Source organism: Allobosea sp. NPDC003192 (assembly GCF_050275675.1).
Taxonomy (GTDB): Bacteria; Pseudomonadota; Alphaproteobacteria; order Rhizobiales; family Beijerinckiaceae; genus Allobosea.
This window is the reverse complement of the sequence record NZ_JBNNPK010000001.1, coordinates 139,209-151,633: the sequence shown is the minus strand read 5'-3', so window position 1 is coordinate 151,633 and position 12,425 is coordinate 139,209. Positions and strand designations below refer to the sequence as shown.

Here is a 12,425-nt window from a genome sequence, read left to right as displayed (position 1 = left end):
CCGGCATCGGCTACCGAAAGGTCATGACGGACCAGCAGCATTGCGACATAGCCATCGTTGGGGCCGGCGCGGTCGGGCTCGCGGCAGCGCTATCTCTCGCCGCGGCCGGGCGGCAGATCGTACTATTCGGGCAGGCGAGCGCGCCGCGCGATGGCCGCACCGTCGCCCTGCTCGACGGCTCCTGGCGATTGCTCGAGATGCTGGGCCTGACGGAGGCGCTGGACGCGCTCGCGGCGCCACTCGCGGTGATGCGGCTGGTCGACGATACCGGCAGCCTGTTCCGGCAGCCGCCGGTCGAGTTCAAGGCGGCCGAGCTTGGCCTGCCGGCCTTCGGCTGGAATATCGAGAATGCCGCGCTGGTCGAGGCGATGGCGGCCAAGGCAGCGGCCGATCCGCGTATCCGCATGATCCCGCAGGCCGTGACCGGGATCACGGCGAACACCGAGAATGTCAGGCTGGTGGGTGAAGGTTTCGCACCAGTCGATGCACGCCTCGCCGTCGGCGCCGATGGCCGCAGGTCTCGCGTCAGGGAGGCCGCCGGCATCACGGCGCGCGACTGGAACTACCCACAGGTGGCGCTGACGGCAATCCTGAGCCATCGCCGCGAGCATCAGGACGCCTCGACAGAGTTCCACACCCGTTCCGGCCCGTGCACGCTGGTGCCGATGTCCGGCCGGCGCTCTTCGCTGGTCTGGTTGGTCGAGCCTGGCGAGGCCGAACGTATCGCCGGTATGGACGATATCGCCTTCGCCCGCGCGGTCGAGCGCCAGACCCATTCGATTCTCGGCGCGATGACGCTCGCTGGCCCGCGCGGCCGCGTGCCGATGGGCGGGCTTTCGGTCGATCGTTTCGCCGCGGCGCGCATGGTGCTGATCGGCGAAGCTGCGCATGTCTTCCCGCCGATCGGGGCGCAGGGGCTCAATCTCGGCCTGCGCGACGTCGCGGCGCTGCGCGATGCGGTCGCCGGTGCAGGCGATCCTGGCGAAGAGGGGGCACTCTCGGCTTATGACCGCTCGCGCCAGGCGGATGTGCGCCTGCGCACCGGCGCGGTCGATGCGCTCAACCGGACCTTGCTGACCGACCTCTTGCCGGCTGACCTGATGCGCGGCGCTGGATTGCTGGCACTGTCGCGGATTGCCCCCTTACGCCGGCTGGTGATGCGGCAGGGGCTGGCTGGCGGTACTGCAGCGGGCTGAACCTCAGATCTCGTAGTCGCCGACTGGTGGGCTTGGCCGCAGCGCCGGCGCGGCGCTGCGGAAGACCGGCGCGAGCGGCAGCGGTGTCGAGACCATGCGCCTTCCACCGGGCTCCTCGACCTGCCGGTCGAACAGGCCGCGGGCGGTCAGGTGCGGATCGGCCAGCGCTTCGCCAAGCGTGCGGACCACTGTGCAGCAGCAGTCGAGAGGCTCGATCGTGGCGCGCCAATGGTCCGCCGGCCGCGATGCGATGATCGCAGTGATGGCTTCCTGCGTCGCGGCGGGATCACGCCGATCATCGCGCAATCCGGCATCGAGGCCGATGCCCTCGCAGAAGCTCGTCCAGAATTTCTCCTCGATCGCGCCGACGGCCAGGAACCAGCCATCCGCGGTCGCATAGAGGCCGTAGCGCGGGCTGGCGCCGGTGAGCAGCCCCTCCCCGCCCGCCGGATAGCGGCCCGACGCCTGCCCCTGCGCCAGTGCATACCAGGCGAAGGCGAGCATCGCGTCGGTCATGGCGATGTCGAGATGGCAGCCCTGGCCGGAACGGTCGCGTTCGCGCAAGGCGAGCAGAATATTGATCACCGCTGGCATGGCGCCGCCGGCGATGTCGGCGACCAGGGTCGGCGGCAGCGGTGCCGGCCTGCCGGGTGCAAGCGACTGGCCAAGCAAACCGCCGATCGCCTGGTAGTTTATGTCGTGGCCTGCCTCGGGGGCACGCGGGCCCTCCTGACCGTAGCCGCTGATCGAGCAGTAGATCAGCCTGGGGTTGAGCGCCTTCAGTGCGCCATAGCCGAAGCCGAGGCGGGCCATCACGCCGGGCCGGAACTGCTCGATGACGATGTCGGCCTGCTGGATCAGCGGCGTCAGCCGTTCCAGCGCGTCCGGCGCCTTGAGGTCGATGGCGAGGCTCTGCTTGCCGCGGTTGAGCGCGGCGAACGGGGCGGAGGTCTCGCCGAAGCGAGGCGGAAAGCGGCGCATGTCCTCGCCGTCCGGCCGCTCGATCCGGATCACGCGCGCGCCGGCCTCGGCGAGGAAGAGGCTCGCCAGCGGGCCGGGCAGCAGGGTTGAGAAGTCGAGGACGAGGAGATCGGAGAGCGGCTGCATCGATGGGCCCGGAAGGCAGGCCCTTGCGGGCCGTCAGTGGAAGAGGTCTGCCGGCATCCTGCCCGTCTTCACCAGCCACAGGAAGCCCGTCAGCGTCACCGTCGAGACGATGGTGCCGACGAGGATGCAGGCGGAGGCACGCTCGATGCCGACGCGGTACTGCGTCGAGATGACGAAGATGTTCAGCGCCGGTGGCAGCGCCGCCATGATCACGGCGGCGTAGACCCAGGGCGCCGAGAAGTTGCCGAGGCCCGACAGCAGCAGCCAGACCAGCAGCGGGTGCAGCAGCAGCTTGATCGCGACGAGCCAGGGCAACTCGCCGGGCATGCGCCGTATCGGCTGCAACGCCACCGTGACGCCGAGCAGGAAGAGCGCGCAGGGAGCGGCCGCCTGCGAGAGCCATAGCGTCATCTTGTCGATCGCGGTCGGCAGTTCGAGCTTGAGGAAGGCCGCGAGCACGCCGGCGACAGTGGCGACGTTGAAGGGATGGGTGACCACCCGCCGGACCACCTCCCCCGCCGTCGCGGCAAAGCTGCGCTTCTCCACGCCGGCCAGCGCCATCAAGAACGGGATCAGCGAGAACAGCAGGAGATTGTCGAAGACAAAGATCAACACGACCGGCGCGCTGGCGGCGGGGCCGAGCGCCGCCAGGATCAGCGGCGGGCCCATATAGCCGATGTTGGAATAGGAGCCGGCGACGCCCTGCATCACCGCTTGCGGCATGTCGCCATGGGTGTGGCGCCAGCCGAGCGCGAAGGAGAGCACGAAGGCGCAGAAGGTCGCGAGCGTCGTCACCGCGACGAAGCGCCAGTTCGTCAGTTCGCTCAGCGGCTTGTCGGCGATCAGCCGATAGAACAGGCAGGGCAGCGCGACATAGATCAGGAAGAACTGCATCCAGGCGAGACCCTCGCCCGGCAGGCGCTTGTAGCGGCCGATCAGGAAGCCGAGCAGGATCAGCCCGAAGAAGGGAGCGACCAGGTTGAACAGGCTGGCGATGTCGGCCATGCGGCATTCTCAAGCGACCGACGATGACGACGGCGACGCGTTATAGGATGGGCGTCGGCGCCTGAGAACCCGGCCAGCTGCGCCTTGAGCCTGATCACCGGATACCGCTCCAAGCAGCCGATTGACCGAACGTCCCGGGCACAACCGGTAATTGCGGACTGCCGGGCGCGGAAGCAATCGGGTAACACATTTCTGCCATGTTCCGTGGCGGCTCATGGAACAGGCGAAGATGACCAGTACTCAGGCGGCGGCAGGCAATCCGGCATCCGGAGCGCACTGGCGATATTTCGTCGCGTCCCCGACGTTCTGGATCGTGTCGTTCCTGGTCGCCGTGATCCTGGGGCTCGCGCTTCCGATAAGGCTGCCGCTGGGGCCGAACTACTGGGACACCGACATCTATCTCGACGCCGCCCAGCGCATCCGGCTCGGGCAAATTCCCAATATCGACTTCTTCACGTCGATCGGCCCGCTCGGCTTCTATCTCACCGCGGGAATCAAGGCGATGTTCCCGCAGGCGCAGCCCGCCCTGCTCGCCAACTGGGCGATCGTGCCGGTCCTGCTGCCGATCGCAGCGCTGATCGCCTGGGATGTCGACGCGCGTTCGCGCCGGCTGGCCCTGGCGATCCTGATTCCGCTGCTGTTCCTGACCTCGCTGCCGATCAACCTGCACAGCCTCTATCCGTCGCCGGGCTTCGACGGGTTCGGCTACTACAACCGCCACGTCGCCCTGCTGCTCTACCTGCTGTTGGCGGCACTGCTCTTCGTGCAGAGCCGGGTCTTGCTGACGACGCTCGTCGCAGTGCTGATGACCGCGCTTTTCCTAGTCAAGGTGACGGGGCCGGTATCGGGCGCGGTCCTCGTCGGCTATGCGGTCCTCGCCGGGCGCATGCGTTTTCGCGACGCGGCGATCGCTGCCGGCTCCGTGATCGCCTGCCTGTGCGTGATCGAGTTCACGACCGGCCTCGTCTTCGCCTATCTCGAAGACATCCTCGACCTGGCGATGCTCAACTCGTCGTCGCTCTTGCGGCGCTTCCTGACGTTGGGCTCGATCAAGTTCAACGTGATCGCACCCTGCCTGATGCTGATCGGCATCCTCGTCCTCGCCGCGCGGCGCGATAAGCTGTCGGTGCTGAGCCTGCTGGCGTCGCCGCTGGGCTGGCTGAGCGCGAGCCTCTTCGCCCTCGTCCTGGGCGAGACGCAGAACAGCGGCTCGCTCGAATTCATCGGGCTCTGGCCGGTGCTGATCCTGATCCTCAAGGACTATCGCCGCCGCACCGGCGACCCGCTGCGCATGTGGGTGCTGATGCTCGTGATGGCAGTGTCGCTGCCGAGCGCCGTGATCTTTCTCGAACGAGGCGCACGGGCCGTGATTGCGGCGCCGCGCTATCAGGCGCTGGACGTGCCGGATGTGGGGCCGCTCGGCCGCGTCAGCCTCAAGCCGGAGCTGGCGCAGCGTGCAATCGCACAGGTCGACCACTACCCGAAATACAACGATGCCTATGAGGACCTCGTCCGGCGCGGAATCCTGCCGTCCGCGACCCTGTTCTCGGAAATCGACCACCAGGCGACCTGGCTGCTCGAGGTCCAGCAGGGGATCGACGCGATCGAGCGCTGGGAAACCTCGAACCGCAGGCAGCTGAACGGCTTCTTCGCACTCGATTTCGTCAGCCCCTTCAATCACCTGCTGGGTCGCGCCGCGCCACCCCATGTCGCGCTCGGGATCGACACCGAACGCACCAATCCCAAGGTCACGCGCGAAATGCTGGAGGCCCTGCGCGACATCGACGCCATCATGCGGCCGAAATGCCCGGTCGAGGTGAAGCGGGCGGCGATCTGGAAGCAGTTCGCGCAGGCACTGGAGGGGCGTCAGCTCGTCGCGCTGTCGCCCTGCTGGGACATGTATCTGAGGCAATAATGAGCTCCGCAGAGGAGCAGTTCCGTCATGCTTCTCCCAAGGAGACGATCATGAGCGACACCCGCCGCTTCCTCTGCGAGGCCATCGCGCTCGCGCACGCCAATCTGGAGAATGGCGGGCGCCCCTTCGGCGCCGTCATCGTCAGGGATGGTGAAGTCATCGCCCGCGGCGTCAACGAGATCCTGAGCACCAACGACCCGACGGCGCATGCCGAGCTGGTCGCCATCCGGGCGGCCAGCCAGGTGCTGGGCTCGCCCAATCTCGCCGGTTGCGCGGTCTATGCCAGCGGGCATCCCTGCCCGATGTGCATGGCCGCGATGCGGCTCGCCGGGGTGGGCGAGGTCTACTACGCCTATTCGAACGACGATGGCGCTCCCTATGGCCTGTCGACCGCAACGATCTATGCCGATCTGGCAAAACCCTTCGCCGAACAGTCGATGGCGATCCGCCACGAGCCGGTTCGCCCGGAATCGGGGCCGGATCTCTATAAGGAGTGGCGGCGGAGGCAGGCCAGCCGAGGCTGAACTCGACTGCTCCTGGCGGCACCGTCGGAACGAGTCGTGATCCCCTGATCGAGGAAAGGGGTTGATTGAGAGCGCGCTTCCGGCTGTCTTAAGGCTGAGCCCGGGGGGCGCTCATCGCCCGATACCCTGGGATGCCGCGAACAAGCTGGCGACTTGGCGAGGAGGGATGATGAGACAGCAATGGTTCGGGTTCGCGAGGGAGAATCCCCTCCGGATCGTCGCCGTAGCCGTTGGGTTGCCACTGCTGCTCGCCGGTTGCGGCGGTGGCGGCGAGGGCCTGTCGTCCTCATCGAGCAGTGCCGCGAGCGCTCCGGCTCCGGCCGGGATCACGCGCGACGTCCTGGTCGGGCGCTGGGGCATCGCCTCGTTCCACACCGACAAGGACCGCAAGCGCACCGAGGCTGAAGCGCGGGCGGGATGCAAGCAGCCCTACACGATCACGCAGGGCCCCGGGGACGGGGTGATGATGCATGTCGCCGACGATCCCAAGCCCTATGAGCTCAGGCTGAAGGCGGGAGGCGGCAAGACCTATGTCGGCTTCGAGGCGCCGGCCGGCGATCCGCAGGACCGCGAGATCCTCTCGCACAGCAGGTCGATGCTGGTGATGCGCTTCGTCGATCCGGATGCGCAGCGGCGCTACGGCACCTTCATCTATTCCCGCTGCGGCTGACCGGAGGCGACGCCCATGAGCACCACTCGCTTCATCCTGCGCAGCCTTCTCGCCTGCGGTCTCACGGCCCCCCTGCTCACCTTGCCCGGCGCCGCCCAGCCGCGTCCGCCTGCGGGCCTGCAGGAGACGATGGACATCGGCGACGAGCCGGGCCGCGTCTCGACCGAGGAGGTCAGCATCACCGAGGGCCCCTATGCCCGCCAGATGGTGCTGTTCCGCTCCAACGAGGCGCCCGGCACGGTGGTGATCCATTCGGCCGAGCGATTCCTCTACGTGGTCCAGGGCAATGGCCGAGCGCTGCGCTACGGCATCGGCGTCGGCCGCGAAGGCTTCACCTGGTCGGGCCAGGTCCAGGTCAGCCGCAAGGCCGAGTGGCCGGACTGGCGCCCGCCGCCGGAGATGCTGCAGCGCCAGCCCTACCTGCCGCGCTTCATGGCCGGCGGTCCCGGCAACCCGATGGGCGCGCGCGCGCTCTATCTGGGCTCGACCGTCTTCCGCATCCACGGCACCAACCAGCCGGAGACGATCGGGCAGGCAATCTCCTCGGGCTGCTTCCGGCTCGCCAATGGCGACATCGTCGATCTCTACGACCGTGTGCCGGCCGGGACCAAGGTCATCATCCGCCACAAGGCGACGCTGTGACCGGCCTCGCCGTCTTCGCCGATCGTCGTAAGGAGCAGAGCGCCATGTCGAAGGCCCCGTCGGTTCGTTCGCGCAATTTTCGTCTCGTCTCCGCCTCGGCGCTGGCGAGCCTGCTCACGTTGCCGGTGGCGGCCGGAACGCTCGATACGGTCAAGCAGCGCGGCACGCTGCAATGCGGCGTCAGCGAGGGCGTGACGGGATTTTCCGAGAAGGATGCCCAGGGCAGCTGGCGCGGATTCGACGTCGATTTCTGCCGGGCCGTGGCGGCCGCGGTGCTCGGCGACAAGGGCAAGGTCGCCTTCACGCCGCTCTCGGCCAGCGAGCGCTTCGAAGCGCTGAAGGGCGGCAAGGTCGACCTTTTGGCGCGCAATTCGACCTGGACACTCGAACGCGAGGCCCAGCTCGGCCTCGCCTTCGCAGGCATCACCTATCATGACGGCCAGGGCTTCCTGGCCAAGCGCGCGCTCAACGTCGACGGGGCACTCGCTCTCGACAAGGCGAAGATCTGCGTCGAGGCCGGCACCACGACGCAAGCCAACCTGGCCGACTTCTTCAAGGCGAACTCGATGGCCTATGAGGAAAAGGCCTTCCCCAGCGCGGCCGAGGCCCTCGCTGGCTTCCAGTCCGGGCAATGCGACGTACTGACCCGCGACCAGTCGGCCCTTCACGGCGAGCGTCTCAAGCTGGCCAAGCCCGCCGAGGCGGTGGTGCTGCCCGACGTGATCTCGAAGGAGCCCCTCGGCCCGGTGGTGCGCGGCGACGATTTCGCCTGGTTCAACGTGGTGAAATGGATCAACTTCGCGCTGGTCAACGCCGAGGAGCTCGGCATCGCCAGCACGAATGTCGACGAAGCCCTGAAATCGCAGAAGCCGGATGCGCGCCGCTTCACGGGGGCCGAAGGGGGCTTCGGCAAGGCGCTCGGCCTCGACCCCGACTGGGCGATCCGCGCCGTCAAGGCGGGCGGGAACTATGCCGAGCTCTACGAGCGCAATCTCGGCACTGGCACAAGTCTCGCCATCCCGCGCGGCCTCAACCAGCTCTGGAGCATGGGCGGCGTCCTCTACGCCCCGCCACTGCGCTGAGCTGCGGCGCCGCAACGGATCGAGCATTCCCGCACCGGTCAAAACGACCGGTGCGCCTGCTTCAGTGTAGGATGGAGCGGAGCTGTGCGCGGGAAAAAGTGGCGCGGTCTACGGGAATCGAACCCGTCTTCCCAGCGTGAAAGGCTGGTGTCCTAACCGATAGACGAAGACCGCAGGCCTGAGCGCGACGCGCTCTTGCGAGGCGGGGCGAGCTATAGTGTCCCGGCGAAGCTTGGGCAAGCCCGCTGTCGGGGTTTTTCGCATTCGCTCACAGCGGCCGCGCCAGATCGACGACGCGCAGCTCGGCTCGCTCGCTGCCACCCCAGCGATTCAGGGTCAATGTGCCGGCGAGATGGACGCTTTCGCCGCGTGCCGCCAGCAGGGCCTGGCCGAGCGGCTCGCGCGCGGCGCGGAAGGCGATTCCCCCGATCGTGGCGCCGTCGCCAGAGCGCAGCTTGATGCGCAGATGCCCGCCGGCGCCGACCTCGATCACCTCGGTGAGCCGGTGCGCCGGCAGCACGAAGACCGGCTCGGGACAGCCGGCGCCGAACGGGCCGGCCTGGTCGATCTCGGCGAGCAGGCGCGGATTGGCGCCGCCGGCGCTGATCGCGGCATCGATCAGCAGTGCCTCGGCCTCGCGTGAGCTGGCGACGCCGCTGGCCAGCCGCTCGCTGACAAAGCTCGCAAAGGCGCCCTCCTGCCCTGGTGCCAATGTCACGCCCGCCGCCATGGCATGTCCGCCGCCCTTGACTGCAAGGCCAGCTTCGACCGCCAGCCGCACCGCCGAGCCGAGATCGACGCCAGCGATCGAGCGGCCCGAGCCGGTCGCGCCGCCATCGCTATTGCGCGCCAGGGCGAAGGTCGGGCGGCGGAAGCGCTCCTTCAAGCGGCCGGCGATCAATCCAACGATGCCTGGGTGCCAATCCGCCGAGCCGACGACCAGCACGGGATACGAGGCGGCATCCTCGAAACGATGCTCGACCTCGGCCACCGCCTCCTCGACCGCGGCGCGCTCGATCTCCTGCCGCTCCTGATTGAGCCGGTTGAGCTCGGCCGCGATGCTGCGTGCCTCGACCTCGTCTGAGGTCAGCAGCAGCCGGGCGCCGAGCGCCGCATCGCCGATTCGTCCGCCGGCATTGATGCGCGGCCCGAGCAGGAAGCCGAGATGCCAGGGCTGCACAGGGCCGTCGAGCCCGGCGATGTCGAGCAGCGCTGCGAGACCGGGCCGGTGACGCTGGCGCATGATCGCGATGCCCTGGCGCACGAAGGCGCGGTTGAGGCCGATCAGCGGCACGACGTCGGCGATGGTCGCGAGTCCGACGAGATCGAGCGCCGCGAGCAGGTCGGGCTCCCCGCCCCTCGCTTGCCAGGCGCCGCGCCGGCGCAGTTCGCGATTCGTCGCCACCAGCGTCAGGAAGACGACGCCGGCGGCGCAGAGATGGCCGAGGCCGGCGAGGTCGTCCTGCCGATTCGGATTGACCAGCGCCTGGACCTCCGGAAGCAGCTCCGGCGCCTGGTGGTGGTCGAGCACTACCGTGTCGAGGCCAAGCCTTGCGGCCTGCTGCAGCGGCTCATGGCTGGTCGTGCCGCAGTCGACGGTGACGAGCAGCGTCGCGCCCTCGCCCGCCAGCATGGCGATCGCCTCGGCATTCGGGCCGTAGCCCTCGATCAGGCGATCGGGAATATGGATGCGCGGCCGCGCGCCCGCCTCGGCGAGGAAGCCGGCGAGCAGCGCCGCCGAGCAGGCGCCGTCGACGTCGTAGTCGCCGAAGATCGCGACCTTCTCGCCGGATATCGCCGCCTGCGCGAGCCGCTGCGCCGCGCGGTCCATGTCACGCAGCACGGACGGGTCCGGCAGCAGATCGCGCAGCTTCGGCTCGAGATGGCGCAGGGCCTCGCTGGAGATGACACCGCGGCCAGCCAGGATGCGCGCCAGCGTGTCGGGCACGCCCTCGACCTGCGCCAGCGCCTCGGCTTGCGCCAGGCCGGCGACGTCGAGCCGGTCGCGCCAGGGGCGTCCGAGGGCGGAGTGCCCGACGCCGAGGAACAGGCGATTCTGGCCGGAATTCATGCGCTACCGCTGGCGCAGTCGCGCGGCTTCGTCAATCTGCAGGGCATCACTCGAGTGGCTTCTGGTCCTCGATCGCCTGCGCCGTGACCTTGCGGGCGCTCATCGGCGCATGGCCGGAGACTTCCGCGCCGGCATCGGGCTTCAGCCTGATCATCCACAGCGCCGACGAGGCCGAGATCAGGCCGACCAGGACGAAGGCCGGCCAGAAATCCCCGGCGCCCAACATCTTGCCGCCATTGTAGAGATTGGCGGCCTCGAGCGCGAAGGCGCCGACGGTGATACCGAGGCTGAGGGATAGCTGCTGGGCGACGCTGGAAAAGCTGGTCGCGCTTGACATGTCACGATTGGAGACGTCGGCATAGCTCAACGCGTTGATGCCGGTGAACTGCAGCGAGCGGAAGCAGCCGCCGATGAAAAGCACGCCGAGCATGATCCAGTGCGGCGTCGTCGGTGTGAACAGGCCTGAAGCTGCCAGGAAAGCCGAGCCGATCAGCGCGTTGAACGTCAGCACGCCGCGGAAGCCGAAGCGGGCGAGGATCGTCTTCGCCAGCGTCTTCATCACGAGCGCGCCTGCGGCCGATGCGAAGGTGATCAGGCCCGATTGCAGCGCATCCAATCCGAAACCGAGTTGCAGCATCAAAGGCAGCAGGAAGGGGATCGCGCCGATGCCGACGCGAAAGATCGAGCCGCCGAGAACGCCGATTCGATAGGTCGGGATGCGTAGCAGCGAGAGATTGAGCACCGGATAGGCCAGCCGGCGGGCATGGAACCAGTAGAGGACCAATGCCGCGATCCCGAAGGCGACGCAGCCATAGGACACAGCGACAGGCACGAGATGGCGCCCACCGGTGGCGAGGCCGAGCATCAGCGCGGCGAAGCCGGTCGAGGAGAGCAGGAAGCCCCTGATGTCGAGCGGAGCGACGTCCTCCTCGCGGATATCCTCGAAGAACATCGTCGCGAGCGCGATGCCGAGCAGGCCGATCGGCAGGTTGATGAAGAAGATCCAGCGCCAATCGAAATAGGTGGTGATGAAGCCGCCAACCACAGGCCCGACGACCGGGCCGACTAGCGCCGGCACCGTCAGATAGGCCAGCGCGCTGACCAGCTCCGATTTCTCGACGCTGCGCAGGATGACGAGGCGCCCGACCGGCACCATCATCGCCCCGCCCATGCCCTGGATGAAGCGTGCCCCGACGAAGGCCCCGAGCGAGTTCGAGAAGGCGCAGAGCACCGAGCCGAGCATGAAGATGCCGAGCGCCGTCCTGAAGATGGTGCGGGCCCCGAACCTGTCGGCCATCCAGCCGGAGATCGGGATGAACACGGCAAGGCTGACGAGATAGGAGGTCAGCGCCAGCTTGAGCGCGATCGGATCCTCGCCGAGCGACTGGGCGATCACCGGCAGCGAGGTCGCAATCACCGTCGAGTCGGTGTTCTCCATGAACAACGCGCAAGCGACTATCAGGGGCAGGAGCTTGGCGCGCTGCAAGGAATTGGACTTTCGGATTTGGCCGCCCGCAGCGCTTTAATGCGCGCATTTCAGACTGGCGAGAGCAGATTGGACCTCGGCGACGAGGGTTGCGTTCGCTGCATGGCAAAAACGGCGACGTGGCAGGGGAATAGCCGGCTTCCGAGTTGCGCGCAGCTCATCACAAGGACGTGACTGCGGCTCTGCCATGCACCGATTGCAGGTCATTCCGGCAAGATCGTGCCTATCTGATGGCGGAAGGGGCGATGATTTCGCACAAGCCGACGCGGCCGGTCCGCGGGCAAGAGGTGTCCTATGATCAACTCCACCCACCACACAGTCCGCTCGCTCACCCTGACCGCGTTGCGCCATGGTGCTGCCGCCGCATTGCTCGCCGGAGCTGCCTTCTTCAGTGCCGGTCAGGCGCCCGCCCTCGCCCAGTCGATGAGCTGGGAGGAAGGCTGTGCGATGCGCGTCGTCACACCGGGCTCGGGTGATATTCTGCGGACCACCAACTGTGGCCGCCAAAAGGATTGCCAGCAGATGGCCAATGCCCAGGGCAGCATGATGATGGGCAATGGCTGTTTCTTCGTGATGCCGAACGCTGCTCCCCCTGCGGCGCAGGCCAGCCAGGCGCGCCCCGTCCGGAAGCAGTAGACGTCCATAGTTTTGCTGAACGAGGCGGTCGCGGCCTTGTGCCGCGACCGCTTCGACAGATTTTATCGCACTGCCCCTAGCGGGCGCGTCA

At 67.8% G+C, this 12,425-nt stretch carries 11 protein-coding genes and 1 tRNA gene; 7 read left to right on the top strand and 5 right to left on the bottom strand.

Annotation, left to right across the window (positions count from 1 at the left end; translation table 11 throughout):
• Positions 1-23: 23 nt before the first annotated feature.
• Positions 24-1,196, top strand: coding sequence for a UbiH/UbiF family hydroxylase (locus ACQKLX_RS00710; protein ID WP_427358577.1), 1,173 nt, complete (start codon positions 24-26; stop codon positions 1,194-1,196).
• Positions 1,197-1,199: 3 nt separating this feature from the next.
• Here ACQKLX_RS00710 and ACQKLX_RS00705 read toward each other — a convergent pair whose 3' ends face one another.
• Positions 1,200-2,303 (bottom strand): CaiB/BaiF CoA transferase family protein, encoded by a 1,104-nt coding sequence (locus tag ACQKLX_RS00705; RefSeq protein WP_427358575.1) that lies wholly within the window; start codon positions 2,301-2,303, stop codon positions 1,200-1,202.
• A gap of 33 nt (positions 2,304-2,336) precedes the next feature.
• Entirely contained in the window at positions 2,337-3,308 is a 972-nt protein-coding gene (locus tag ACQKLX_RS00700; protein ID WP_427358573.1) for an AEC family transporter, read from the bottom strand.
• Positions 3,309-3,537: 229 nt separating this feature from the next.
• Here ACQKLX_RS00700 and ACQKLX_RS00695 point away from each other — a divergent pair, with 229 nt between their 5' ends.
• The 5 genes from ACQKLX_RS00695 to ACQKLX_RS00675 all read left to right on the top strand — a co-directional run bounded on the left by ACQKLX_RS00695 (position 3,538) and on the right by ACQKLX_RS00675 (position 8,141).
• Positions 3,538-5,223 (top strand): hypothetical protein, encoded by a 1,686-nt coding sequence (locus ACQKLX_RS00695; protein WP_427358571.1) that lies wholly within the window; start codon positions 3,538-3,540, stop codon positions 5,221-5,223.
• A gap of 50 nt (positions 5,224-5,273) precedes the next feature.
• On the top strand, positions 5,274-5,747 hold the full coding sequence (locus ACQKLX_RS00690; RefSeq protein ID WP_427358569.1) for a nucleoside deaminase: 474 nt from the start codon (positions 5,274-5,276) through the stop codon (positions 5,745-5,747).
• 169 nt (positions 5,748-5,916) lie between these two features.
• A complete protein-coding gene (locus ACQKLX_RS00685; protein ID WP_427358567.1) occupies positions 5,917-6,417 on the top strand; it encodes a hypothetical protein in 501 nt (166 codons plus the stop codon).
• 15 nt (positions 6,418-6,432) lie between these two features.
• Positions 6,433-7,059 carry a L,D-transpeptidase gene (locus ACQKLX_RS00680; RefSeq protein WP_427358565.1) on the top strand — a complete coding sequence of 209 codons (627 nt, stop codon included), beginning with the start codon at positions 6,433-6,435 and terminating at the stop codon, positions 7,057-7,059.
• A gap of 44 nt (positions 7,060-7,103) precedes the next feature.
• Positions 7,104-8,141 (top strand): amino acid ABC transporter substrate-binding protein, encoded by a 1,038-nt coding sequence (locus tag ACQKLX_RS00675; RefSeq protein WP_427358563.1) that lies wholly within the window; start codon positions 7,104-7,106, stop codon positions 8,139-8,141.
• A 99-nt stretch (positions 8,142-8,240) separates the two neighbouring features.
• On the opposite strand, the gene ACQKLX_RS00670 is transcribed toward ACQKLX_RS00675, so the two are convergent.
• From ACQKLX_RS00670 to ACQKLX_RS00660, 3 genes are all read right to left on the bottom strand, one after another.
• A tRNA-Glu gene (locus ACQKLX_RS00670) sits at positions 8,241-8,315 on the bottom strand.
• 94 nt (positions 8,316-8,409) lie between these two features.
• Entirely contained in the window at positions 8,410-10,212 is a 1,803-nt protein-coding gene (recJ, locus tag ACQKLX_RS00665; RefSeq protein WP_427358561.1) for a single-stranded-DNA-specific exonuclease RecJ, read from the bottom strand.
• A 46-nt stretch (positions 10,213-10,258) separates the two neighbouring features.
• On the bottom strand, positions 10,259-11,698 hold the full coding sequence (locus ACQKLX_RS00660; protein ID WP_427358559.1) for an MFS transporter: 1,440 nt from the start codon (positions 11,696-11,698) through the stop codon (positions 10,259-10,261).
• Between the two features lie 294 nt (positions 11,699-11,992).
• Here ACQKLX_RS00660 and ACQKLX_RS00655 point away from each other — a divergent pair, with 294 nt between their 5' ends.
• Positions 11,993-12,334: a hypothetical protein gene (locus tag ACQKLX_RS00655; protein WP_427358557.1), complete on the top strand. Its 342-nt coding sequence runs from the start codon at positions 11,993-11,995 to the stop codon at positions 12,332-12,334.
• Positions 12,335-12,425: the final 91 nt, after the last annotated feature.

What these genes read in the sequence shown, in the direction of transcription:
- ACQKLX_RS00710 (WP_427358577.1), top strand. Translation starts at nt 24, where the DNA reads ATGACGGACCAGCAGCATTGCGACATAGCCATCGTTGGGGCCGGCGCG.
- ACQKLX_RS00705 (WP_427358575.1), bottom strand. Translation starts at nt 2,303, where the DNA reads ATGCAGCCGCTCTCCGATCTCCTCGTCCTCGACTTCTCAACCCTGCTG.
- ACQKLX_RS00700 (WP_427358573.1), bottom strand. Translation starts at nt 3,308, where the DNA reads ATGGCCGACATCGCCAGCCTGTTCAACCTGGTCGCTCCCTTCTTCGGG.
- ACQKLX_RS00695 (WP_427358571.1), top strand. Translation starts at nt 3,538, where the DNA reads ATGACCAGTACTCAGGCGGCGGCAGGCAATCCGGCATCCGGAGCGCAC.
- ACQKLX_RS00690 (WP_427358569.1), top strand. Translation starts at nt 5,274, where the DNA reads ATGAGCGACACCCGCCGCTTCCTCTGCGAGGCCATCGCGCTCGCGCAC.
- ACQKLX_RS00685 (WP_427358567.1), top strand. Translation starts at nt 5,917, where the DNA reads ATGAGACAGCAATGGTTCGGGTTCGCGAGGGAGAATCCCCTCCGGATC.
- ACQKLX_RS00680 (WP_427358565.1), top strand. Translation starts at nt 6,433, where the DNA reads ATGAGCACCACTCGCTTCATCCTGCGCAGCCTTCTCGCCTGCGGTCTC.
- ACQKLX_RS00675 (WP_427358563.1), top strand. Translation starts at nt 7,104, where the DNA reads ATGTCGAAGGCCCCGTCGGTTCGTTCGCGCAATTTTCGTCTCGTCTCC.
- recJ (WP_427358561.1), bottom strand. Translation starts at nt 10,212, where the DNA reads ATGAATTCCGGCCAGAATCGCCTGTTCCTCGGCGTCGGGCACTCCGCC.
- ACQKLX_RS00655 (WP_427358557.1), top strand. Translation starts at nt 11,993, where the DNA reads ATGATCAACTCCACCCACCACACAGTCCGCTCGCTCACCCTGACCGCG.